Raw genomic sequence first — 21764 nt, 5'->3', positions numbered from 1 at the left:
GTCCACTCAACAGCGTGGGCGAGACGAGATGACGCAGGCACAGCTCGCGCAGGGGACATCGCCCCTGCTCGCGGTTCGCGACGTCAGCGTCGTGTTCGGCGGCATTGTCGCGCTCAACGGCGTGTCCTTCGACATGCACAAGGGCCAGATCCTCGGCTTGATCGGCCCCAACGGCGCCGGCAAGACCACGCTCTTCAACTGCCTCTCCCGGCTCTATCAGCCGTCGTCCGGCGACATCCTGATGGAGGGCGCGACCATCCTGAAGCGGCCGCCGCACCGGATCGCGGAGATCGGCATCGGCCGCACCTTCCAGAACGTGGCGCTGTTTCCGAACCTCTCGGTGATGGACAATGTCCGCGTCGGCACCCATGCCCGCACCTCCAGCGACATCATCAGTGACTCGCTGCGTCTCGCCTGGATTCGCCGCAGCGAAGCCGACGTCAACAAGAAGGTGCACGAGATCCTCGCCTATCTGAACCTCGAGGATGTCGCCCACACCGTCGTGTCCGGCCTGCCTTTCGGCACGCAAAAACGCGTCGAGCTGGCGCGCGCGCTTGCTGCCGATCCGAAGATCCTGCTGCTCGACGAGCCCGCCGGCGGCCTCAACCACGAGGAAGTCCACGTTCTCGGCGACCTCATTCGCCGCATCCGCGACGAGCGCCACATGACCGTGCTGCTGGTGGAGCACCACATGGGCCTCGTGATGTCGATCGCCGACCACGTCGTCGCGCTGAATTTCGGCAAGAAGCTCGCGGAAGGCACGCCGGCCCAGGTGCAGGCGGATCCCGACGTCATCAAGGCCTATCTCGGGAGCAAGGACCAATGACGACGCTGCTCAACGTCAAGGACCTGCGCGCCTATTACGGCCAGGTCCAGGCGCTTCACGGCCTGTCCTTCTCGCTCAGCGAGGGATCGCTGACGACGCTGTTAGGGGCGAACGGCGCCGGCAAGACCACGACGCTGCGCGCGATCTGCAATATGGTGCGCTCCACCGGCGGCATCGAGTTCGACGGCAAGCCGCTGAACAACCGCTCCACCGAGAGCATCGTGCGGTTCGGTATCGCGCATGTGCCGCAGGGCCGCGGAACCTTCACCACCATGACAGTGGAGGAGAACCTCCAGCTCGGCGCCATCACCCGCAAGGACAGCGCCGGCATCGTCTCCGACATCGAGCGGATGTATGCGCATTTCCCGGTGCTGAAGCAGCGGCACACCCAGCAGGCCGGCACGCTTTCGGGCGGCGAGCAGCAGATGCTCGCAGTCGCCCGCGCCCTGATGCTGCGGCCGCGGCTGATGCTGCTGGACGAGCCGTCATTCGGCCTGGCGCCGCTCGTCGTGCGCGACCTGTTCGGCATCCTCGGGAAGATCAACCGCGAGGACAAGGTGTCGATCCTGGTGGTGGAGCAGAACGCCCAGCTCGCGCTCGAGCTCGCCGACCAGGCCTATGTGATCGAGACCGGACGCATCGTGATGTCGGGCAATGCCAAGGACATCGCGAACAACGAAGAAATCCGCAAATCCTATCTGGGCTACTGAGGAGCCGGCACGATGGAGCTTTTCACCAACCAGGTGCTGGCCGGGATCGCCACGGGCGCGATTTACGCCTGCATGGCGCTCGCCGTGGTCATGATCTACCAGGCGATCGACCATCTCAACTTCGCGCAGGGCGAGATGGCGATGTTCTCGACCTTCATCTCCTGGCAGCTGATGCAATGGGGCATCCCCTATTGGGCCGCCTTCGTGATCACGCTGGCATTATCCTTCGTCGGCGGCATCGCGATCGAGCGCATTCTTTTCAAGCCGCTCGCCAAGGCGCCGGTGCTGACCAACGTCGCCGGCTTCATCGCGCTGTTCGCGATCATCAACTCCTCGGCTGGCCTGATCTGGGACTTCACCATCAAGCAGTATCCGACCCCGTTCGGTTCCTCGCCGTTCCTCGGCAGCCAGCTGATCTCGACCCACCAGGCCGGCATGATCGGCGTTACCGTGCTGCTGCTGCTCGGCCTCTACTTCTTCTTCCAGTACACCAAGATCGGCCTCGCCATGCGCGCGGCCGCCTCCGTGCCTGAATCGGCCCGGCTGGTCGGCATCAACACGAGTTGGATGATCGCGTTGGGCTGGGGCATGGCCTCCGCGATCGGTGCAATCGCCGGCATGCTGATCGCACCGGTCGTGTTCCTCGAGCCCAACATGATGGGCGGCGTGCTGATCTACGGCTTCGCCGCGGCGGTGCTCGGCGGACTGACCAGCCCGTTCGGCGCCGTGGTCGGCGGCTTCCTGGTCGGCGTCTTCGAAAACCTCGCCGGCACCTACATTCCCGGCGTCGGCAACGAGCTGAAGCTCCCGATCGCGCTCGCGCTGATCATCTCCGTCCTGGTCGTCAAACCCGCTGGCCTGTTCGGCCGGCACATCGTCAAGCGAGTTTGATATGAGCGCTGCAGAAGATGTCGTAACGGAAGCCCCGGCGATCGATGCGGTTCCGAAGCGGGCGATGACGCTGGGCACGGGCACCTCCCTGTTGGTGCTGGCGGTGCTGTTGATCGTGCCGGTGTTCGTCAAGAACTTCATCATCTTCCAGATGACGATGCTCCTGATCTACGGGCTGGCGGTGCTGGCCTTGAACATCCTGACGGGCGGCTCCGGCCAGTTCTCGCTCGGCCAGAGCGCCTTCTACGCCGTGGGCGCTTATACGTCGGCGGTGCTGATGGAGTACTTCAACGTCAACTATGCGCTGACAATTCCGATTTCCGCCGCGGTCTGCTTCGGATTCGGCTACCTGTTCGGCAAGCCGGCGCTGCGGCTGTCGGGCGTCTATCTCGCGCTCGCGACCTTTGCGCTTGCCACCGCGATGCCGCAGCTGCTGAAGCTGAACTTCCTCGAGCACTGGACCGGCGGCGTGCAGGGCCTCGTCGTCACCAAGCCGGACGCGCCGTTCGGGCTGCCGATGTCGCAGGACATGTGGCTATACTACTTCTCACTCGCCGTCGTGCTCGCGATCTACATCTTCTCGGTGAACCTGCTGCGCTCCCGCTCGGGCCGCGCCTTCATGGCGATCCGCGACAACGAGATCGCGGCCTCCTCGATGGGCGTCAACGTCGCGCTCTACAAGACGCTGGCCTTCGGCGTGTCCGCCGGCATCACCGGCGTTGCCGGCTCGCTTGGCGCCATCGCCGTGCAGTTCGTCGCGCCCGACAGCTACACCATCACGCTGGCGATCTCGCTGTTCCTCGGCATGGTCGTCGGCGGCGTCGGCTGGCTGCCCGGCTCGTTCGTCGGCGCAGCCTTCATCATCTTCGTGCCGAACATGGCGGAGGGCATCTCCAAAGGCCTGTCCGGCGCGGTATTCGGCGTACTGTTGTTCCTCGTCATCTACCTGGTGCCGCACGGCGCAAGGCAGATCGCGATTCTGGGCCAGCAACTCGTCGGCCGGCTCAGAAAGAACTGAAAACCCGTTAATTTAACCAAGGAGACCCGAATTGCTTTTTGAAAGAACACTGCGAACCGCTGCGCTGGTCACGGCAACGGCGGTCATTACTCTCACCTCCGGCGCAGCACTCGCGCAGAAGAAATACGACACCGGCGCGTCCGATACCGAGATCAAGATCGGCAACATCATGCCGTACAGCGGCCCGGCGTCGGCCTATGGCATCATCGGCAAGACCGAAGAAGCCTATTTCAAGATGATCAACGACAAGGGCGGCATCAACGGCCGCAAGATCACCTTCGTCACCTATGACGACGGCTATTCGCCGCCCAAGGCCGTCGAGCAGGTCCGCAAGCTGGTCGAGAGCGACGAGGTGCTGGCCGTGTTCAACCCGCTCGGCACGCCCTCGAACAGCGCGATCCAGAAGTACCTCAACGCCAAGAAGATCCCGCAGCTGTTCGTCGCCACCGGCGCCACCAAGTGGAACGACGCGAAAAACTTCCCCTGGACCATGGGCTGGCAGCCCTCCTACCAGAGCGAAGCGCAGATCTACGCGAAATGGCTGTTGAAGGAAAAGCCGGACGCCAAGATCGCGATCCTTTACCAGAATGACGATTTCGGCAAAGACTACCTCAAGGGCACCAAGGACGGCCTGGGCGCCAAGGGCGCGTCCATGATCATCATGGAAGAGAGCTACGAGGTGTCCGAGCCGTCGATCGACGGTCACATCGTCAAGATCAAGGCTGCCAATCCCGACGTGCTGTTGATCTACACGACGCCGAAATTCGCTGCCCAAACCATCAAGAAGACAGCCGAGCTGAGCTGGAAGCCGCTGCAGATCCTCACCAACGTGTCGATCTCGGTCGGCAGCGTGATGAAGCCGGCCGGCTTCGAGGCTGCGCAGAACGTGCTCTCGGCCGCCTACGCCAAGGACTCGACGGACCCGCAGTGGGCGAACGACCCCGGCATGAAGAAGTGGAACGAGTTCGTCGACAAGTACATGCCGGGTGCCGACAAATCCGACACCAGCATGGTCTATGGCTACGGCGCGGCGTCGACGCTGGCCAAGGTCCTAGAAATGTGCGGCGACGATTTGACCCGGGCCAACATGATGAAGCAGGCGGCCTCATTGAAGGATTTTGCTCCGGACACGCTGCTGCCCGGCGTCAAGATCAACACCAGCGCCACCGACTTCGCCCCGATCGCGCAGCTCCAGATGCAGCGCTTCAAAGGCGAGAAGTGGGAACTCTTCGGCGAGATCATCAGCGGCGACGTCGCCACGGAGTGATACTCTGACGCAATAATCCAACGCCTCGAGAAGCCCCCGCGAGCAATCGCGGGGGCTTTTTGTTGACGTCGAGCGTCAATCTTGTTCAATGCGGCGCCGATCCAGCCGGGGTGGGAGAGAAATGACTGCTGTTCGATTTCAGGTTGCGGCCCTGTTGGCCGCATTCATATTGTGCACTGCGATGAGCGGCCCTGCACTGGCGCAGAAAAAATACGACAGCGGCGCTTCCGATACCGAGATCAAGATCGGCAACATCATGCCCTATAGCGGCCCGGCCTCCGCCTACGCGGCGATCGGCAAGGCCGAGGAAGCCTATTTCAACAAGATCAATGCCGAGGGCGGCATCGGCGGCCGCAAGATCAAGTTCATCTCCTATGACGACGGCTATTCGCCGCCGAAGACGGTGGAGCAGGCGCGCAAGCTGGTCGAGAGCGACGGGGTGCTGCTGATCTTCGGCTCGCTCGGCACCTCCACCAACGGCGCCATCCGCAAATACATGAACGAGAAGAAGGTGCCGCAATTGTTCGTGGCGAGCGGCGCTTCGAAGTGGAACGATCCCAGGCAGTATCCCTGGACCATGGGTTGGCAGCCGAGCTATGCGAGCGAGGCGCACATCTACGCCAAGTACATTATGAAGGAGAAGCCGGACGGCAAGATCGGCGTGCTCTACCAGAACGACGATTTCGGCAAGGACTATCTGAAGGGGCTGAAGGACGGCCTTGGGCCCAAGGCCTCGATGATCGTGCTGGAGGAAGGCTACGACACGTCCGAACCGGCCATCGACGAGCACGTCGTGAAATTGAAGGCCGCCGGCGCCGACATCCTCATCAGCATCACCACGCCGAAATTTGCCGCCCAGGCGATCAAGAAGGCGGCCGAGATCAACTGGCACCCGGTCCACATCATCTCCAACGTCTCGGCCTCGGTCGGCGGCGTGCTCGAGCCGGCGGGGCTCGAGATTTCGCAAGGCATCCTGTCGGCGAGCTACACCAAGGACGGCTCCGACCCGCAATGGAACTCCGATGACGGCATGAAGAAGTTCTATAACTTCCTCGCGCAATACGCTCCCACGGCCAACAAGCTCGATGCCGGCGTGGTGTTCGGCTATGCCGCCGCGCAGACCATGGTGAAGGTGCTGCAGATGTGCGGCGATGACCTTACCCGCGAAAACGTCATGAAGCAGGCCGCCAGCCTGAAGGATTTCGAGCCCGATACGCTCTTGCCCGGCATCAAGATCAACACCGCGCCGGACAATTTCGCCCCGATCGAGCAGCTCCAGATGATGCGATTCAAAGGCAAGAAATGGGAGCTGTTCGGCGACATCATCTCGAGCGATCCTGGCCATTGAGGCCGATCAACTCAAAATCGCGCTACTCAAATTAAACAATCAGCGGCGGTGGCGATTTTTTCGCAGCGCACACGATCCCGCGGCCGCCTTTGACTACTAAAGAAGCAGCCCCTGCGACGCCGTCGCAGGGGCTTTCTGTTGAAGGCATCAGGTAAATCGTATTGAATTGCGGCCGCGTCACCAAAAACAAGCAACGCAAGAAAAGGAACGCACACACACCAAGAAAATAGGGAGATAGGAATGCCCGCTGTCACCGGCAAACTTGCGGCCGCGTCACTGGCGCTTGCGCTCATTGCGGCCTCGGCCTCCACTGCATCGGCCCAGAAGAAATACGATACCGGCGCGACCGATACCGAGATCAAGGTCGGCAACATCATGCCCTACAGCGGACCGGCCTCCGCCTACGGCATCATCGGGCGGACCGAAGCCGCCTATTTCAAGAAGATCAACGACGAAGGCGGCATCAACGGCCGCAAGATCAACTTCATCTCTTACGACGACGCCTATTCGCCGCCGAAGACGGTGGAGCAGGCGCGCAAGCTGGTCGAGAGCGACGAGGTGCTGCTCATCTTCAACTCGCTCGGCACACCGCCGAACTCGGCGATCCACAAATACATGAACTCGAAGAAGGTGCCACAGCTCTTCGTCGCGACCGGCGCCACCAAGTGGAACGATCCGCAGAACTTCCCGTGGACGATGGGCTGGCAGCCCAACTACCAGAGCGAGACGCAGATCTACGCGAAGTGGCTGCTCAAAAACAAGCCCGACGCCAAGATCGCCGTGCTGTTTCCAGAACGACGATTACGGCAAGGACTATCTCAAGGGCCTGAAGGACGGCCTCGGCGCCAAGGCCGCCTCGATGATCGTCATCGAAGAGAGCTATGAGACTTCGGAGCCGAGCATCGACAACCACATCGTCAAGCTGAAATCGACCGGCGCCGACGTCTTCATGAACATCACGACGCCGAAATTCGCAGCCCAGGCGATCAAGAAGAACGCCGAGATCGGCTGGAAGCCGCTGCACTTCCTCAACAACGTCTCTGCCTCCGTCGGCAGCGTGATGAAGCCTGCCGGCTTCGAGAACGGCCAGGACATTATCTCGGCCGATTATCTGAAGGACGTGTCGGATCCCGAATGGGCCAACGATCCCGGCATGAAGGACTTTCTTGCGTTCATGACCAAATACTTCCCCGACGGCGACAAGCTCGATAAGGGCACCATCGTCGGCTATGCCGTGGCACAGACGCTGGTCCACGTCTTGAAGCAGTGCGGTGATAATCTCACGCGCGAGAACATCATGAAGCAGGCCGCTGGCATGAAGAACTTCCGCACGGAGGCGCTGCTGCCGGGAATCCAGATCAACACGTCCCCGACCGACTTTGCGCCGATCAGCCAGCTCCGGCTCGAGAAGTTCAAGGGCGACAAGTGGGAGCTGTTCGGCGACGTGATCAGCGCCGACGTCGGCGGCTAGCCCCGACACGACAACAAGCCCCCTGCGAGCTCTCGCAGGGGGTTTTTGCTTGCGCGCCGATTATGATCACGCGATTGCACAATCGAATGACGACAAAGCCCGCTTACGCTTTCGCGCCTGATGCGGTAGGCAGGTGGAACGGCGCGTTTGCCGCCAGTCTTTCCTGTCCGCTCAAGGCCTTTCGTCATGACCGACCGACGCCCGCTGCTCCGCGCGCTCTACGACGCCGCCGTTGCCGCCGCCCATCCCAACACGGTGCTGGCGCCTCACTTGCGGCCTGCACCGAGGGGACGCGTGATCTGCCTCGCCGCCGGCAAGGGCGCGGCCGCGATGGCCGCGGCGGCAGAGCGGCATTATCTCGACACGCTCGGGCTCGCACCGGAGCGCCTCGTCGGCATCGCCACCACGCGCCACGGCTACGGCGTGCCGACCCGCCGCATCCGCGTGGTCGAGGCCGGCCATCCCGTGCCTGACGAGGCCGGCCTGAAGGGCGCGGCCGATACCCTCGCGCTCGCAGGCGAGGCCGGACCCGATGACCTTCTCCTGGTGCTGCTCACCGGCGGCGGCTCGGCGAACTGGATCGCGCCTGTCGACGGCATCAGCTTCGCGCAGAAGCAGGCCGTCAACAAGGCGCTGCTCCGCTCGGGCGCGCCGATCGGCGAGATGAATATCGTGCGCAAGCACCTGTCACGGATCAAGGGCGGGCGGCTGGCGCGCGCCGGCAAAAATGCCGCCGAGATCATTACGCTCGCGATCTCCGACGTTCCGCATGACGACCCCTCCGCGATCGCCTCGGGCCCCACCGTGCCCGATTCGACCACGCTCGCCGATGCGCGCGCGATCGTGACCAAGTACGAGCTCGACATCGACGATGCCGTCCGCCGCGCGCTGGACGCCCCCGCCAACGAGAGCTGCAAACCGGGTGACGCCGCCTTCGCACGCGCGCATTTCGAATTGATCGCACGTCCGAAGCAATCGCTCGATGCCGCGGTGAAACTCGCGCACGAGGCCGGTTACGAGACCATCGATCTCGGCGCCGATCTGGAAGGCGAGGCCCGCGAGGTTGCCGCCGATCACGCCAGGCTGGCGCTTCAGGCCCGCGCGCAAGGCAAGCGCGTCGCGATCCTCTCCGGCGGCGAGCTCACGGTCACCGTGCGCGGCCAGGGGCGCGGCGGCCCGAACCAGGAATACGCGCTGGCGCTCGCCGACCTGTTGAAGGACACGCCTGACATCTCCGCGCTCGCCGGCGACACCGACGGCGCCGATGGCGGTGCCGGCAACCCCACCGACCCCGCCGGCGCGCTGATCGACGCGGCGACGTTCGCGAAGATGAAGGCGCAGGGGCTGCAACCGCAGGCGTATCTCGCCAGCAACGACGCGACGACGTTCTTCGAGGCGACGGGTGACCTGTTGCTGCCGGGGCCCACGCTGACCAACGTGAACGATATAAGGGTGATCCTGGTCGACTGAGGCGCCTGCCCCAATCACGGCGTCATTCCCCGCGAAGGCAGGGAATCCAGTACGCCGCGGCTTCTCCATCACCCACTACTGCCTCTGGAATACTGGATCGCCCGCCTTCGCGGGCGATGACAGCTGAGCCGACCGCCACGTTAAAACTCGTTGGCGATCTTCGAGAGCATCCCGAGCAGCGCTTCGCGGTTGGAGGGGCCGAGCAGCTCGTTCAGCCGGGCCTCGTGCTTGGTGGCGACCAGCTTCTTGGCGCGGGCCAGCACCGCCTTGCCCTTGTCGGTCAGCACCAGGATGTGCGAGCGGCGGTCGTTGGTGGAGCGGATCCGCGCGCAAAGATCGCGGCTCTCGAGATTGTCGAGCATGGCGACGAAATTCGGGCGCAGGATGCCGAGGGTGGAGGCGATCTCGGTCTGGTTACGGCCCGGATTTTTCTCGACCAGCAGCAGAACGGAGAACTGCGCGGGCGTGAGCTGAAGCGAGGCCATGCAGCGCAGGAAGTTCTCGAACACCTTAAGCTGCGCCCGCTTCAGCACATAGCCGAGCTGCTCCGAGAGCTCGCCGAGCTGCAGGGCTTCGCCGGGCCCCTGACCTTGCACCTCGGCCGCGTCTTTGCGGACCTTGGCCGGATCGGCGGGCTTTTCAGAGGACTTTTCAGAGGTTTTCGAAACGGTCATCGCCTCATGCTCGTAATCCCGCTAAGTTCGGGAGGGTCGTCCCGCCACCCTTGAAGTTATACTTGATAATTGTTATGGACCATATCAAATATCGTCAGCTTTTTTCAATGGCTGTGAGCGGACCGTCCACGACTATCAGGGGACCGGTCCTTAATCTTTGAGGGGGAGCGTCCGGTCTTGAATACCACCATCATGCTGTTCCTGCTGCAGGACGGCATCACCAACGGCGCAATCTACGCGCTGCTCGGCCTCGCGCTGGTGCTGGTGTTCGCCGTCACCCGCGTGATCCTCATCCCACAAGGCGAATTCGTCACCTATGGTGCGCTGACCTATGCCTCGCTGGCTGCGGGCCAGATGCCGGGTACGGCGAAACTCGCGCTCGCCCTGGGCATCGGCGCCTTCGCGTTCGACCTGTTCGCCGCGCGCAAGGCGCTGCACGGACGCCTGGTCCTGCGCAGCGCCCTCACCAACATCGTGCTGCCGGCCATCGTGCTGGCGCTGACTGTCTACTACGCCGCTCAGAAGCCTCCGGTTGCGGTCTGCATCGCGCTGTCGCTGGTGATCGTGGCGATGATCGGCCTGTTTCTCTACCGCATCGCATTCCAACCGCTGGCGCACACCTCCGTGCTGGTGCTGCTGATCGCCTCGGTGGGCGTCCACCTCGCGCTTCAGGGATTGGGCCTTTTGTTCTTCGGCGCCGAGGGCCAGCGCGGACCTGCCGTACTGTCCGGCTCTTTCACCGCCGGCGCGCTACGCTTCACCGGCCAGAGCATCACGGTCTACGGCATCACCATCGCCTTCATCGTCGGGCTGTGGCTGTTCTTCGGGCTGACACTTTACGGCAAAGCGCTGCGCGCGACCGCCGTGAACCGGCTGGGTGCCCGGCTCGTCGGCATCCGAACGACGCTGTCCGGGCAGATCGCCTTCCTGCTGGCGTCCGTCATCGGCGCACTGTCGGGCATCATGATCGTGCCGATCACGACGCTCTATTACGACTCGGGCTTCCTGATCGGCCTGAAGGGCTTTGTCGCCGCGATCATCGGCGGTCTCGTCAGCTATCCCCTCACCGCCGTCGCAGCGCTGTTCGTCGGCATCGTCGAGGCGTTCTCGTCCTTCTATGCCTCCAACTACAAGGAGGTGATTGTTTTCATGCTCTTGATCCCCGTGCTGCTGCTGCGCTCGCTCGCTGCTCCCGCGGTCGAGGAAGAGAAGGACTGACGCCAAGATGCAGAGCCGGCTCCCCATCCTCATCTTCGCGCTTCTCATGGCGGCGATCCCGTTCGTTCCGGGCATGCCCCCGTTCTGGATCGTGCTGCTCGACAATATCGGCCTCACCGCCCTCGTCGCGATGGGCCTCGTGCTGCTGACCGGCGTCGGCGGCCTGACCTCGTTTGGACAAGCGGCCTTCGTCGGCTTCGGCGCCTACACCACCGCGGTGCTGTCGACGGCCTACGGCGTGTCGCCCTGGCTGACGCTGCCGCTGTCGCTGCTGGTCAGCGGGTTGCTGGCGGTGCTGCTCGGCCTCGTCACGGTCCGTCTCTCCGGCCACTATCTGCCGCTCGGCACGCTCGCCTGGGGACTCGGCTTGTTCTATCTCTTCAGCAAGCTGGAATTTTTGGGAAGAAACGACGGCATCTCGGCGATCCCGCCGCTGTCGATCGGCTCGTTCAAGATGCTCTCGCCCGGCTCGATCTATTACGCGATCTGGGTGGCCGTGATCGTCTCGGCGCTGCTCACGATGAACCTGCTGGACTCCCGCACCGGCCGCGCCATCCGCGCGCTCCGGCGCGGCCATATCGCGGCCGAAGCATTCGGCGTGCACACGCCGCGGGCCAAGATGCTGGTGTTCATCCATGCCGCCGTGCTCGCCGGCCTCTCCGGCTGGCTCTACGCTCATCTTCAGCGCGCGGTGAACCCCACGCCGTTCGGCGCGCAGGCCGGCATCGAATATCTCTTCATCGCCGTGGTCGGCGGCGCCGGTTATGTCTGGGGCGGCGTCCTCGGCGCGGCGCTCGTCGTGGTCCTGAAGGAAGTGCTCCAGAGTTACCTGCCGCTGATCCTGCCGGGCTCCGGCCAGGTCGAAACCATCGTGTTCGGCATTATGCTGGTGGCGCTGCTCCAGCTCGCACCCGGCGGCGTCTGGCCCTGGCTGATGTCGTTCCTGCCCGAGCGCACCCGTGGCAAAAAGCCGGACACCTCCCTGAAACTGGCGCAGCGCGCCCGTTCGCCCGGCCAATCCGGCGTCCTGCTCCAGGTCGAGAAGGCGCGAAAGCAATTCGGCGGCGTGGTCGCGGTAAATAGCGTCTCCTTCGACGTCCAGGCCCGCGAGATCGTCGCGCTGATCGGCCCGAACGGCGCCGGCAAGAGCACCACGTTCAACCTGATCACCGGCGTGCTGTCGGCCACCTCAGGCTCGATCTCCGTGCTCGGCAACAAGGTCGACAAGGCGCCGCCGCAGGAGATCGTCAAGCTCGGCATCTCCCGCACCTTCCAGCACGTCAAGCTGGTGCCCGACATGACCGTGCTGGAGAACGTCGCGATCGGCGCGCATCTGCGCGGCCATTCCGGGCCGATCTCCTCGATGCTGCGGCTGGACCGTGCCGACGAGGCCAAGCTGCTCGCGGAAGCCGCCCGCCAGATCGAGCGCGTCGGACTTGGCGAGCAGATGCATCAGCTCGCAGGCGCGCTTTCGCTGGGACAGCAACGGATCGTCGAGATCGCCCGTGCGCTGTGCGTCGATCCGATGCTGCTGCTGCTCGACGAGCCGGCCGCCGGCCTGCGCCACATGGAGAAGCAGCGGCTCGCGACGCTGCTTCGGGAGCTGCGCGACGGCGGCATGAGCGTGCTGCTTGTCGAGCACGACATGGGCTTCGTCATGAACCTCGCCGACCGCATTGTGGTGCTCGATTTCGGCACCAAGATCGCGGAAGGAACGCCGGCGACGATCAAGACCAATCCCGAAGTGATCAAGGCCTATCTCGGAGTGGCGGCATGAGTGCGCTGTTGTCCGTCACCGACGCCCATGTGTCCTATGGCAAGGTCGAGGCGGTGCGTTCGGTCTCGCTCGAGGTCGGCCAAAACCAGATCGTCACCATCGTCGGCGCCAACGGCGCCGGCAAGACCACGCTGCTCTCGGCCATCATGGGCGTTTTTCCGCTGAAGGGCCGCGTCGCCTTTGCCGGCCAGGACCTCTCCCGGCTCGACATCGAGGATCGCGTCGCGATGGGGCTCGGTCTCGTTCCCGAGCACCGCGAACTGTTCGTGACCATGAATGTCGAGGACAATCTCGAACTCGGCGCCTTCAGGATCGAGAGAAGCAAGGCGAAAGCCTCGATGGAGCGGGTCTACACGCTGTTTCCGCGGCTGAAAGAGCGACGCAAGCAGTTCGCCGGCACGCTCTCCGGCGGCGAGCAGCAGATGCTCGCGATGGGCCGCGCGCTGATGGGCGAGCCCAAGCTCTTGATGCTGGACGAGCCGAGCCTCGGCCTCGCTCCGATCATCGTCGCCGACATCTTCCGCATCGTCACCGAACTGCGTGCCGCCGGCGTCTCCGTGCTGCTGGTCGAGCAGAACGCGCAGGCCGCATTGAAGATCGCGGATCAGGCCTACGTGATGGAGCTCGGCGAATTCGTGCTCAGCGGCAAGGCCAGCGACATCGCTGCAAACGAGCGGGTGGCGGCGAGCTATCTCGGCTTCCAGCACGAAGGCGCGAGCGGGTTGTAGTTTTGCGGCAAACTCGTCTTCCCTTCTCCCCTTGCGGGAGAAGGTGGCGCGAAGCGCCGGATGAGGGGTTGCGTCTGCGAGTTCGATTGCAACACACATGCTCGCGGAGAGAACCCCTCACCCGGCTCGCCGCTTTGCGGCGATCCACCCTCTCCCGCAAGGGGCGAGGGTGCACCGTCTTCGTGGCCTTCATCCGTGGTTCAACTTGCCGCCGTTCCCCCCTTCAACGCCGTCACCTCCGCCTCCAACTCCGCGATCCTTGCATCCCTTGCCGCCAGCGCAGCCGCAACATCGCCGGCGTCGAACTTCTGCGGGATGTGCTGCGGGCAGTTCGTGTCCCACGCTTCGATCTTGAACAGGATCACCTGCTCCGGCCGCGCGCGGTAGCCTTTCGGCATCAGGGACTGCGTCAGCGCGGCGTCGTCCTCGACCACGCGCGCCTCACCCCAGATCTTCACCCGGCGGCGATGGGCGTAGTCCATCACAAAGATGTAGGCCCTGGGATTTTCGGACAGGTTTCCCTGCGTGATGTACTGCCGATTGCCGGCGTAGTCGGCGAACGCGAGCGTCTGCTTGTCCAGCACCTTCAAAAAGCCCTTCGGGCCGCCGCGGTGCTGAATGTAGGGCTGGCCATCCGCCGAGGCAGTGGCGAAATAAAAGCTGTTGGCATCAGCGATGAACGCCGCGAGGTTCTCGTCGACCTCGGTGCGCCAACCGCGCTGCTCGGCATGAGCATAGCCTTCGCGCGATCCTTTTCGGGTCTGGATCGATTTCACCGCCGGCGTGAATGCCACGTCGCTGGCGTAGGTGTGAGTTGCCGTCATCGGAACAGCTCCTGAAATCCCGGCGCATCTCTGCGTCTTCGGGACCTAAAATGGACCTTCCGGCTGCCCAAACAATCTGTCCGCTTGACACTTAATCGTTGCAATATATGCAATAATGAGATGGACCGCCTTGAAGCCATGAATGTCTTTGTCACCGTCGCCGATTTGCGCGGCTTTGCGCCGGCGGCACGAAAACTGCGGCTGTCGCCCTCGGCGGTGACGCGGCTGATCGCGGCGCTGGAGGAACATCTCGGCGCGCGGCTGCTGCAGCGGACCACCCGGCAGGTGGGGCTGACCGACGTCGGCACGCGTTATCTGGAACGCGCGCGTCGCATCCTCGCCGACGTCGAGGAGGCCGACGGCTCGGCGCGGGAGGAGCGCAACCGGCCGAGTGGACGTCTGGTGGTGTCGGCTCCGGTCGGCTTCGGCCGTCTCCATGTCGGGTCTGTCATGACCGCCTACCTCAAGCGTTATCCCGACGTCACCTGCGAATTGCGGCTGTCGGACAACCTCGTCAATCTCGTGGAAGATGCCGTCGACGTAGCGGTGCGGATCGGCCATCTCGCCGACTCCTCACTGGTCGCGCGCCAGGTCGGCGAGATGCGGCGGATCGTGGTGGCGACGCCGGGTTACCTGAAGCGCCATGGCGAGCCGAAGACGCCGGAGGCACTGCTCACGCACCAGACCATCGCGTTCGGTCCATCCGCCAGCTGGCGCTTCGTACTGGACGGCCGCGACATCGAGGTGACGCCGGAACCGCGCTTCGCCAGCAACAGCGCCGACGCCGCCCTGCAATATGCCGAGGCCGGCGGTGGCGTGACGCGGGTGCTGGCTTATCAGGCCGCAGAGGGGCTGAAGCGCGGGCGACTGAAAATCGTACTGGCGAAATACGAGCAGCCGGCGCTACCGATCCACATCGTCTATCCGACCTCGCGCCTGCTCTCGGCCAAAGTGCGCGCATTCGTCGATCTCGTGGTGGAGACGGCGGAGTGGAGATTTGGGTGACGGTGCCTGTGTCCCGGACGCGCTGCAACGCGTAGCGTTGCTGTGCAGAGCCGGGACCCAGAAGGCTATGGGTCCCGGCTCTGCGGAGCGGCACTTCGCGCCGCACCGCGTCCGGGACAAGGGAATTCACCCCTTCTTCGGCACGACGCGAAAGGTGCCGCTGGCGCGGGCGATCACGGCGTCGTCGGCCTTGACCAGGCTCTGCGCGAAACAGATCGTGCTGCCGGCCTTGATCGCCTCACCCTCGACCGCGAGCCATTGACCGATTTCGCCGGCACCGACGTAGTCGACCGACAGCGAGATGGTGACGAGCGACGTCGTCCAGCCCGTCGCTTGCGCGCAGCTGTAACCCATGGCGGCATCGGCCAGCGCCGCAATCAATCCGCCATGGATCAGCCCGCGCGCGTTGGTGTGCGGTATCGCCAGCCGCAATCCCACGGTGACGCCCTGATCGGTCTTTCTGGAATAAAGCGGCTCCCACGGGTCGGTGAGAGGCGCTTTTCGGAAATGCGGCTCGAAGCCGGCGGGAATGTCGGTGCTGGTCATGTCTGGCTCGCGTCGTTGGCTGCCGCCATTGAACGCGATGTGGATGCCAGTTTCACCGCCTACAAAGTTTTAATAACGGAATTTGCGCGGGTGTTTGAAACGAGCGGCACTGTCGTCGCACAACCACTGTCATCACCCGCGAAAGCGGGTGATCCAGTATTCCAGAGGCGGTGACGTGATACGGACGGGCCGCGGCGTACTGGATGCCCCGCCTTCGCGGGGCATGACAGCTATTTTCAAAACGGCAGCCCCACGTAATTCTCCGACAGCGAGGTCATCGCGGCCTGCGACTGCGTGACGTAGTCGAGCTCGGCGAGCTGGATGCGGGCGCCGATGGTGCCGGTGTCGGGGAATTTGTGCAGCATCGAGGTCATCCACCAGGAGAACCGCACGGCCTTCCAGACCCGCGCCAGCGCCTTGGCGGAATAGGCGTCGATCCCGGCGCTGGATTTCTCGTCGTAGAATTCGCGAAGCGCGCTCGACAGATAATGGGCGTCGCTGGCCGCGAGGTTCAGTCCCTTGGCCCCGGTCGGCGGCACGATATGGGCGGCGTCACCGCACAGGAACATCCTGCCGAAGCGCATCGGCTCAGCCACGAAGCTGCGCAAGGGCGCAATGCTCTTCTCGATCGAGGGTCCCGTGACCAGGCTGTCCGCGGCCTCCTGGTCGAGCCGGCTCTTGAGCTCGTCCCAGAAGCGGTCGTCGGGCCATTGATCGACATGGTCGTCGAGCGCGCATTGCACATAGTAACGGCTGCGTTTGGCCGAACGCATGGTGCACAGCGCAAAGCCGCGGGCGTGGTTCGAATAGATCAGCTCGTGGCTGACCGGCGGGGTATCGGAGAGGATGCCGAGCCAGCCGAATGGATAGATCCGCTCGAACTCGTCGATCGCCGAGGCCGGAACGCTGGCGCGGCTGACGCCGTGAAAGCCGTCGCAGCCAGCGATGAAGTCGCAATCAATGGTGTGGGTGACGCCATCCTTGACGTAGGTCACGCGCGGGCGACCGCCGTCGAAATCATGCGGCTGCACGTCCTTGACCTCGTAAACCGAGGTGAGACCGGCGGCCTTGCGCGCATTCATCAGGTCGAGCGTGACCTCGGTCTGGCCGTAGATCATGACCGTCTTGCCGGTCGCGGCCTTCATGTCGATACGGTGTCGGCGGCCGGAAAAGGCCAGCTCGATCCCTTCATGCAGCAGACCTTCGGCATGCGCCCGCGCGCCGGCGCCGATCTGGTCGAGCAGCGCGACGGTTCCCTCCTCCAGGAGGCCGGCGCGGATGCGGCCGAGCACATAGTCCGGGCTCTGGCGCTCCAGGATGACGTTGTCGATGCCGTAACCGTGCAGAAGTTGCCCAAGCAACAATCCAGCCGGCCCTGCCCCGATGATTGCGACTTTTGTCCGCAATACTTGCTCCTCCCGATCCTGTAGGTTTTCGTCGCGGCTCGCTTGTCGCAGCCGTCCGCGCACGATAATTATATCATATAACGGTTGGGCAAAAGGGGAGTGCGCGGCGGCACGCCGCGCCAGTTCCGGCTTGAATGCGCCGGCTAATTAGATAACATGTTAATTAACGAGACCGGGCCATCGAAGCCCGCCGTCACAAGAGGGAGAGACACGTGATGAGGAAAGCCTGTCTGGCGTTGCTGCTGGCAGCAAGCGTGAGCCCTGCGCTCGCGCAGGACAAGACCTTCGACCTGAAGATCTCGCACTGGGTGCCGGCCTCGCACCCGCTGCAGAAATCGCTGGAGGATTGGGCCGCTGCGGTCGAGAAGGATTCCGGCGGCACCATCAAGGGCAAGGTGTTTCCGGCCCAGCAGATGGGCAAGGCGTTCGACCATTACGATATGGCCCGCGACGGCATCGCCGACGTCACCTACGTCAATCCCGGCTACCAGCCCGGCCGCTTCCCGATCATCGGGGCCGGCGAACTGCCGTTCCTGATCTCGGATGCCAAAGGCGGCTCGATGGGGCTCGACGCCTGGTATCGCAAATACGCCGAGAAGGAGATGAAGGACGTCAAGTACTGTCTCGCTTTCGTCCACTCGCCCTCCTCCTTCCACTCCCGCACCAAGAAGATCGTGATGCCGGAGGACGTGAAGGGCCTGAAGATCCGCCCGGCCCACGCCACCATGGCGAACTTCGTCACCTCGCTCGGCGGCACCAACGTGCAGTCCTCCGCGCCCGAAGTGCGCGACATCATCGAGCGCGGCGTCGCCGACGGCGTCACCTTCCCCTGGGGCTCGCTGGTGCTGTTCGGCATCGACAAGGTGACCAAGTACGACATGGAGGCGCCGCTCTACACCACGACCTTCGTGTTCGTGATGAACAAGGACAAGTACAATGCGATGTCCGACAAGCAGAAGGCCGCGATCGACAAGAATTGCACGATCGAGATGGCAGGCGTGGTCGGCGAGCACTGGGGCAAGTTCGAGGATGCCGGCATCGACAAGGTCAAGGCGGAATCCGGTCACGAGGTCTACAAGCTGACACCCGAGCAGACCGCCGCCTGGAAGAAGGCCGCCGAGCCGCTGGTCAAGACCTGGTCCGACGGCGCGAAGAAAGCCGGCGCCGATCCGGATGCTGCGCTCGCGGATCTGAAGGCATCGCTGAAGAAGTACAACGCGCTGGCGGAGTGAAGCTGGGCTGCGGCTGCGCACTCCCTGTACCTCTCCCGCTTGCGGGGGAGGTCGGCGCGAAGCGCCGGGTGGGGGCTCTCTCCACATCGGGATTATCGCCTGCGGAGAGACCCCCACCCCGACCCTCCCCCGCAAGCGGGAGAGGGAGCGCAGCTTGATCGCGGGCGCACCTCGAACTCGTCAAGCTTTTGAACAGGACCACCCCATGAAGCGCAGCTGGATGGATAGCGTTATCGATTCGATCGAATGGATCGCAGCGGCCTTCGTCGGCATCGTCGCGCTCGACATCTTCCTGTCGGTGCTGCTGCGCAACACGCTGAACTATGCGATTCCCGACAGTTTCGACATCGGCCGCATGCTGCTCGGCATCCTCATCTTCTGGGGCATCGCGGCGACATCCTATCGCGGCACCCACATCACGGTCGATTTGGTCTGGGGCAATGTCGGACCGCGCTACCAGCGCTGGATCGACGTGTTCGCGACCCTGGTGCTGCTGTTCGTTGTCACGGTGCAGACCTGGACGCTGTTCGACAAGGTCCGCGGCACCTACAACGACAACGTCCAGACCTTCGACATGCACATGCCGACCTGGCCGTTCTTCGCGATCGCCTGGATCGGCGACGTCTCGGCCGTGCTGCTGATCGCGATCCGCACTTACCGGCTGATCTTCCATCCCGAAGAGATGCACGACCCCAAGCTGAAGGCGACGGAATAATCATGAGCACCGATGCCGTCGCCGTAATAGGCTTCGTTTCCCTATTCGCCCTGATGCTGCTGCGCGTGCCCGTCGGCATGGCCATGGGCCTCGTCGGCGTCTCCGGCTTCACCTATCTCGTCGGCGCCACGCCGGCGCTGAAACTGGTCGGCCAGACCTCGATGCGCACGGTCACCGACTACACCTTCGGCGTCATCCCGATGTTTTTGCTGATGGGCTCCTTCGTCAGCAATTCCGGCATGAGCCGCGAGCTGTTCCGCGCCGCCAACGGCTTTGTCGGGCATCTGCGCGGCGGGCTCGGGATCGCCACCGTCGGCGCCTGCGGCGGATTTGCCGCGATCTGCGGCTCGTCGGTCGCGACCGCCGCGACCTTCTCCGCCGTCGCCTACCCGGAGATGCGCCGCTTCGGCTATCCGCAGTCCTTTGCCACCGGCGTGATCGCGGCCGGCGGCACGCTGGGCGCGATGCTGCCGCCCTCCACCGTGCTCGCGGTCTATGGCATCATCACCGAGCAGGACATCGGGAAACTCTTCATCGCCGGCATCATCCCGGGCATCCTGGCGATGACCATGTACATGATCACGATCTTCCTGATCGGGTATTTCCGGCCCGACTTTCTGCCCAAGGGCAAGGTGCTGCCCTGGCGCGAGCGCTTCGCCGGCCTGAAGGACATCTGGGCACCGGTGCTGCTGTTCGTGTTCGTGATCGGCGGCCTCTACGGCCTGCCCTATTTGCCGCGCTTCACCCCGACCGAAGCCGGCGGCGTCGGCGCTGCCGGCGCCTTCATCATCGGCGTGGCGACCGGCCGCCTCGACCGCGAGAAGATCTTGGCGTCGCTGCTCCAGGCCACCCGCACGGCGGCCGCGGTATTCACCGTGCTGATCGGCGCCTTGATCTTCGGCTATTTCCTCACGGTGACGCAGACCCCGCAGAAGGTGACGGAATTCCTCACCGGTCTCGGCCTCGGCCCCTACGGCGTGCTGGCGCTGATCATGGTGATGTATCTGGTGCTGGGCTGCCTGATGGACGCCATGGCGATGATCATCCTCACCGTGCCGATCATCTTCCCCGTGATCATGCATCTCGGCTTCGACCCGATCTGGTTCGGCGTCATCATCGTCATGACGGTCGAGCTCGGCCTGATCCATCCGCCGGTGGGCATGAACGTCTTTGTCATCAAAAGCGTGGTGAAGGACGTCTCCTTCTCCACCATCTTCAAGGGCGTGATCCCGTTCGTGGCGACAGACCTCGTGCGCCTGGTGATCCTGATCGCCTTCCCGCTGCTGGCGACATGGCTGCCGACGCGGATGATGGCGCATTGAAAGGCAAAGCGATGACCACACCGGCGCTGGAAACCAAATACGTTTTCACCATCACCGCCAAAATCGGCGACGTCGTCACCGCCGGCGAGACCGGCATCGGCGTTCGCCGCATCATTCCGATCCTCGGCGGCGAGGTGACGGGCGCGGTCACCGGCAAGGTGCTGCCGTTCGGTGCGGACTTCCAGACCATCCGCCCGAATGAGCTGATCGATCTCGAAGCGAAGTACGCCTTCGAAACCGGCGACGGCGCCATCGTCTATGTCGAGAACAAGGGCATGCGCTTCGGCCCGGTCGAGCTGTTGCAAAAGCTCAAGCGCGGCGAACCGGTCGATCCAAAACTGATCTATTTCCGCACCGTGCCGAAATTCGAGACGGGGCATGAGAAGTACCGCTGGCTGATGGAGCACATTTTTGTGGGCTCAGCAGCGCGGCATGCGGATCGCGTCGTGATCGACATGCATCAGGTGATGTGAACGCGTCGCGCCGCACCAAGGGTCGGCTAGTCCATTGACATTGCGGCATTTGTAGCGCATACGCTACACATGCGCACGATCAAGAGAACGGACGAATTCTCTGACTGGCTTAGAAACTTGCGAGACCGGAGAGCGAAGGCAAAAATCCTCGCCCGGATCGATCGGCTGGCGCTCGGCAATCCCGGAGACGTTGCTCCGGTCGGAGGCGGTATCAGCGAAATGAGAGTCCATGAGGGCGCCGGATACCGGATTTACTACGTTCCCCGCGGCGAGGAGATCATCGTTCTTCTTTGCGGTGGCGATAAAGGCTCTCAGCCAGGGGACATAGCGTTGGCAAGGAATATCGCGAGCGAATTGGAGGTCTGAGCGATGGCAAAAGTGAAATCATTTGATGCTGCGGAGTACCTCGACAGCCCCGAGATGGTTGCGGCCTATCTCACCGAAGCCTTTGAATCCGACGATCCGTCCGCAATAACGATGGCAATCGGCGCCGTAGCCCGCGCTCAGGGCATGGGCGCCATTGCCGAAAGGGCCGGTCTATCCCGTGAGAACTTGTATCGCTCGCTTGGCGGCGACGCCAAACCCGAATTCGGCACTGTGATAAAAGTTCTCCATGCCATGGGTATCAATCTGGTGGCGCAACCCCAAAGCGGAACGAAGGCGGCGTAGCGGCCGGATAGTATCGGCGTTCGCAATATCCATTCCCATCTTGCGCATCGGACATTCGGGCACAGGCACCCGGACCGTCGTCCTTTTCCGGACCATGCATCGGCTTCCCCGCGGTCAGCCTTATTGACTCCTCCCGAATTCGTTATAGAACATAACTATTCTGACAAGGACGCA

21 protein-coding genes and 1 pseudogene are annotated in these 21764 nt (G+C 63.5%); 18 read left to right on the top strand and 4 right to left on the bottom strand.

Going from position 1 to position 21764, the window contains the following annotated elements; translation table 11 throughout:
- Positions 1-28: 28 nt before the first annotated feature.
- From ACVWYI_RS06490 to ACVWYI_RS06455, 8 genes and pseudogenes are all read left to right on the top strand, one after another.
- Positions 29-826: an ABC transporter ATP-binding protein gene (locus tag ACVWYI_RS06490; RefSeq protein WP_354044619.1), complete on the top strand. Its 798-nt coding sequence runs from the start codon at positions 29-31 to the stop codon at positions 824-826.
- Positions 823-1536: an ABC transporter ATP-binding protein gene (locus ACVWYI_RS06485; protein WP_007599709.1), complete on the top strand. Its 714-nt coding sequence runs from the start codon at positions 823-825 to the stop codon at positions 1534-1536. Before ACVWYI_RS06490 ends, ACVWYI_RS06485 begins: the two co-directional genes overlap by 4 nt.
- Positions 1537-1548: 12 nt before the next feature.
- Positions 1549-2427, top strand: a complete 879-nt coding sequence (locus ACVWYI_RS06480) for a branched-chain amino acid ABC transporter permease (protein WP_247343927.1) — start codon at positions 1549-1551, stop codon at positions 2425-2427.
- A gap of 1 nt (position 2428) precedes the next feature.
- Complete coding sequence (locus tag ACVWYI_RS06475) at positions 2429-3445, top strand: branched-chain amino acid ABC transporter permease (RefSeq protein ID WP_247343930.1); 1017 nt, start codon at positions 2429-2431, stop codon at positions 3443-3445.
- A gap of 31 nt (positions 3446-3476) precedes the next feature.
- Positions 3477-4712 (top strand): ABC transporter substrate-binding protein, encoded by a 1236-nt coding sequence (locus ACVWYI_RS06470; protein WP_354103075.1) that lies wholly within the window; start codon positions 3477-3479, stop codon positions 4710-4712.
- A 121-nt stretch (positions 4713-4833) separates the two neighbouring features.
- Positions 4834-6060: an ABC transporter substrate-binding protein gene (locus ACVWYI_RS06465; protein WP_456661536.1), complete on the top strand. Its 1227-nt coding sequence runs from the start codon at positions 4834-4836 to the stop codon at positions 6058-6060.
- Between the two features lie 240 nt (positions 6061-6300).
- A pseudogene (locus ACVWYI_RS06460) lies at positions 6301-7531 on the top strand (ABC transporter substrate-binding protein).
- 186 nt (positions 7532-7717) lie between these two features.
- Entirely contained in the window at positions 7718-9001 is a 1284-nt protein-coding gene (locus tag ACVWYI_RS06455) for a glycerate kinase type-2 family protein (RefSeq protein WP_456661535.1), read from the top strand.
- Positions 9002-9141: 140 nt separating this feature from the next.
- Here ACVWYI_RS06455 and ACVWYI_RS06450 read toward each other — a convergent pair whose 3' ends face one another.
- Positions 9142-9675: a MarR family winged helix-turn-helix transcriptional regulator gene (locus ACVWYI_RS06450; RefSeq protein ID WP_247343942.1), complete on the bottom strand. Its 534-nt coding sequence runs from the start codon at positions 9673-9675 to the stop codon at positions 9142-9144.
- Positions 9676-9852: 177 nt separating this feature from the next.
- On the opposite strand from ACVWYI_RS06450, the gene ACVWYI_RS06445 reads away from it, so the two are divergent.
- From ACVWYI_RS06445 to ACVWYI_RS06435, 3 genes are read left to right on the top strand one after another with little or no spacing between them, the layout of a single operon-like run.
- Positions 9853-10893 carry a branched-chain amino acid ABC transporter permease gene (locus ACVWYI_RS06445; protein WP_456651647.1) on the top strand — a complete coding sequence of 347 codons (1041 nt, stop codon included), beginning with the start codon at positions 9853-9855 and terminating at the stop codon, positions 10891-10893.
- Positions 10894-10900: 7 nt separating this feature from the next.
- The gene (locus ACVWYI_RS06440) at positions 10901-12670 is read left to right on the top strand and encodes a branched-chain amino acid ABC transporter ATP-binding protein/permease (RefSeq protein ID WP_456661534.1); all 1770 of its coding nucleotides are present in this window, start codon (positions 10901-10903) and stop codon (positions 12668-12670) included.
- Positions 12667-13398 carry an ABC transporter ATP-binding protein gene (locus tag ACVWYI_RS06435; protein WP_456651649.1) on the top strand — a complete coding sequence of 244 codons (732 nt, stop codon included), beginning with the start codon at positions 12667-12669 and terminating at the stop codon, positions 13396-13398. The genes ACVWYI_RS06440 and ACVWYI_RS06435 overlap by 4 nt, the downstream gene beginning before the upstream one ends.
- Positions 13399-13598: 200 nt before the next feature.
- Here ACVWYI_RS06435 and ACVWYI_RS06430 read toward each other — a convergent pair whose 3' ends face one another.
- The gene (locus ACVWYI_RS06430; protein WP_456661533.1) at positions 13599-14222 is read right to left on the bottom strand and encodes a pyridoxamine 5'-phosphate oxidase family protein; all 624 of its coding nucleotides are present in this window, start codon (positions 14220-14222) and stop codon (positions 13599-13601) included.
- Between the two features lie 120 nt (positions 14223-14342).
- On the opposite strand from ACVWYI_RS06430, the gene ACVWYI_RS06425 reads away from it, so the two are divergent.
- Entirely contained in the window at positions 14343-15227 is an 885-nt protein-coding gene (locus tag ACVWYI_RS06425) for a LysR family transcriptional regulator (RefSeq protein ID WP_456661532.1), read from the top strand.
- 126 nt (positions 15228-15353) lie between these two features.
- Here the strand turns inward: ACVWYI_RS06425 and ACVWYI_RS06420 are convergent, their stop codons facing one another.
- Together ACVWYI_RS06420 and pobA are read right to left on the bottom strand one after the other, a co-directional pair.
- Positions 15354-15773, bottom strand: coding sequence for a PaaI family thioesterase (locus ACVWYI_RS06420; protein ID WP_456661531.1), 420 nt, complete (start codon positions 15771-15773; stop codon positions 15354-15356).
- A 236-nt stretch (positions 15774-16009) separates the two neighbouring features.
- Entirely contained in the window at positions 16010-17179 is a 1170-nt protein-coding gene (pobA, locus tag ACVWYI_RS06415; protein ID WP_456661530.1) for a 4-hydroxybenzoate 3-monooxygenase, read from the bottom strand.
- 215 nt (positions 17180-17394) lie between these two features.
- On the opposite strand from pobA, the gene ACVWYI_RS06410 reads away from it, so the two are divergent.
- The 6 genes from ACVWYI_RS06410 to ACVWYI_RS06385 all read left to right on the top strand — a co-directional run bounded on the left by ACVWYI_RS06410 (position 17395) and on the right by ACVWYI_RS06385 (position 21590).
- Positions 17395-18411 carry a TRAP transporter substrate-binding protein gene (locus ACVWYI_RS06410; RefSeq protein WP_247343965.1) on the top strand — a complete coding sequence of 339 codons (1017 nt, stop codon included), beginning with the start codon at positions 17395-17397 and terminating at the stop codon, positions 18409-18411.
- Between the two features lie 205 nt (positions 18412-18616).
- Entirely contained in the window at positions 18617-19126 is a 510-nt protein-coding gene (locus ACVWYI_RS06405; protein ID WP_456661529.1) for a TRAP transporter small permease, read from the top strand.
- A gap of 2 nt (positions 19127-19128) precedes the next feature.
- Positions 19129-20448 (top strand): TRAP transporter large permease, encoded by a 1320-nt coding sequence (locus ACVWYI_RS06400; protein ID WP_247343970.1) that lies wholly within the window; start codon positions 19129-19131, stop codon positions 20446-20448.
- Between the two features lie 11 nt (positions 20449-20459).
- Positions 20460-20921 carry a DUF3237 domain-containing protein gene (locus tag ACVWYI_RS06395; RefSeq protein ID WP_456661528.1) on the top strand — a complete coding sequence of 154 codons (462 nt, stop codon included), beginning with the start codon at positions 20460-20462 and terminating at the stop codon, positions 20919-20921.
- Between the two features lie 69 nt (positions 20922-20990).
- Entirely contained in the window at positions 20991-21287 is a 297-nt protein-coding gene (locus ACVWYI_RS06390) for a type II toxin-antitoxin system RelE/ParE family toxin (RefSeq protein WP_456661527.1), read from the top strand.
- Between the two features lie 3 nt (positions 21288-21290).
- A complete protein-coding gene (locus ACVWYI_RS06385; protein WP_456661526.1) occupies positions 21291-21590 on the top strand; it encodes an addiction module antidote protein in 300 nt (99 codons plus the stop codon).
- Positions 21591-21764: the final 174 nt, after the last annotated feature.

The organism is Bradyrhizobium sp. LB13.1, from assembly GCF_054056815.1.
This window is presented reverse-complemented; position numbering and strand designations above follow the sequence as displayed.

Bases quoted from the DNA above. Each gene is read 5' to 3' on its own strand.
- ACVWYI_RS06490 (WP_354044619.1), top strand. From the start codon at position 29: ATGACGCAGGCACAGCTCGCGCAGGGGACATCGCCCCTGCTCGCGGTT.
- ACVWYI_RS06485 (WP_007599709.1), top strand. From the start codon at position 823: ATGACGACGCTGCTCAACGTCAAGGACCTGCGCGCCTATTACGGCCAG.
- ACVWYI_RS06480 (WP_247343927.1), top strand. From the start codon at position 1,549: ATGGAGCTTTTCACCAACCAGGTGCTGGCCGGGATCGCCACGGGCGCG.
- ACVWYI_RS06475 (WP_247343930.1), top strand. From the start codon at position 2,429: ATGAGCGCTGCAGAAGATGTCGTAACGGAAGCCCCGGCGATCGATGCG.
- ACVWYI_RS06465 (WP_456661536.1), top strand. From the start codon at position 4,834: ATGACTGCTGTTCGATTTCAGGTTGCGGCCCTGTTGGCCGCATTCATA.
- ACVWYI_RS06455 (WP_456661535.1), top strand. From the start codon at position 7,718: ATGACCGACCGACGCCCGCTGCTCCGCGCGCTCTACGACGCCGCCGTT.
- ACVWYI_RS06450 (WP_247343942.1), bottom strand. From the start codon at position 9,675: ATGACCGTTTCGAAAACCTCTGAAAAGTCCTCTGAAAAGCCCGCCGAT.
- ACVWYI_RS06440 (WP_456661534.1), top strand. From the start codon at position 10,901: ATGCAGAGCCGGCTCCCCATCCTCATCTTCGCGCTTCTCATGGCGGCG.
- ACVWYI_RS06435 (WP_456651649.1), top strand. From the start codon at position 12,667: ATGAGTGCGCTGTTGTCCGTCACCGACGCCCATGTGTCCTATGGCAAG.
- ACVWYI_RS06430 (WP_456661533.1), bottom strand. From the start codon at position 14,222: ATGACGGCAACTCACACCTACGCCAGCGACGTGGCATTCACGCCGGCG.
- ACVWYI_RS06425 (WP_456661532.1), top strand. From the start codon at position 14,343: ATGGACCGCCTTGAAGCCATGAATGTCTTTGTCACCGTCGCCGATTTG.
- ACVWYI_RS06420 (WP_456661531.1), bottom strand. From the start codon at position 15,773: ATGACCAGCACCGACATTCCCGCCGGCTTCGAGCCGCATTTCCGAAAA.
- ACVWYI_RS06410 (WP_247343965.1), top strand. From the start codon at position 17,395: ATGAGGAAAGCCTGTCTGGCGTTGCTGCTGGCAGCAAGCGTGAGCCCT.
- ACVWYI_RS06405 (WP_456661529.1), top strand. From the start codon at position 18,617: ATGAAGCGCAGCTGGATGGATAGCGTTATCGATTCGATCGAATGGATC.
- ACVWYI_RS06400 (WP_247343970.1), top strand. From the start codon at position 19,129: ATGAGCACCGATGCCGTCGCCGTAATAGGCTTCGTTTCCCTATTCGCC.
- ACVWYI_RS06395 (WP_456661528.1), top strand. From the start codon at position 20,460: ATGACCACACCGGCGCTGGAAACCAAATACGTTTTCACCATCACCGCC.
- ACVWYI_RS06390 (WP_456661527.1), top strand. From the start codon at position 20,991: ATGCGCACGATCAAGAGAACGGACGAATTCTCTGACTGGCTTAGAAAC.
- ACVWYI_RS06385 (WP_456661526.1), top strand. From the start codon at position 21,291: ATGGCAAAAGTGAAATCATTTGATGCTGCGGAGTACCTCGACAGCCCC.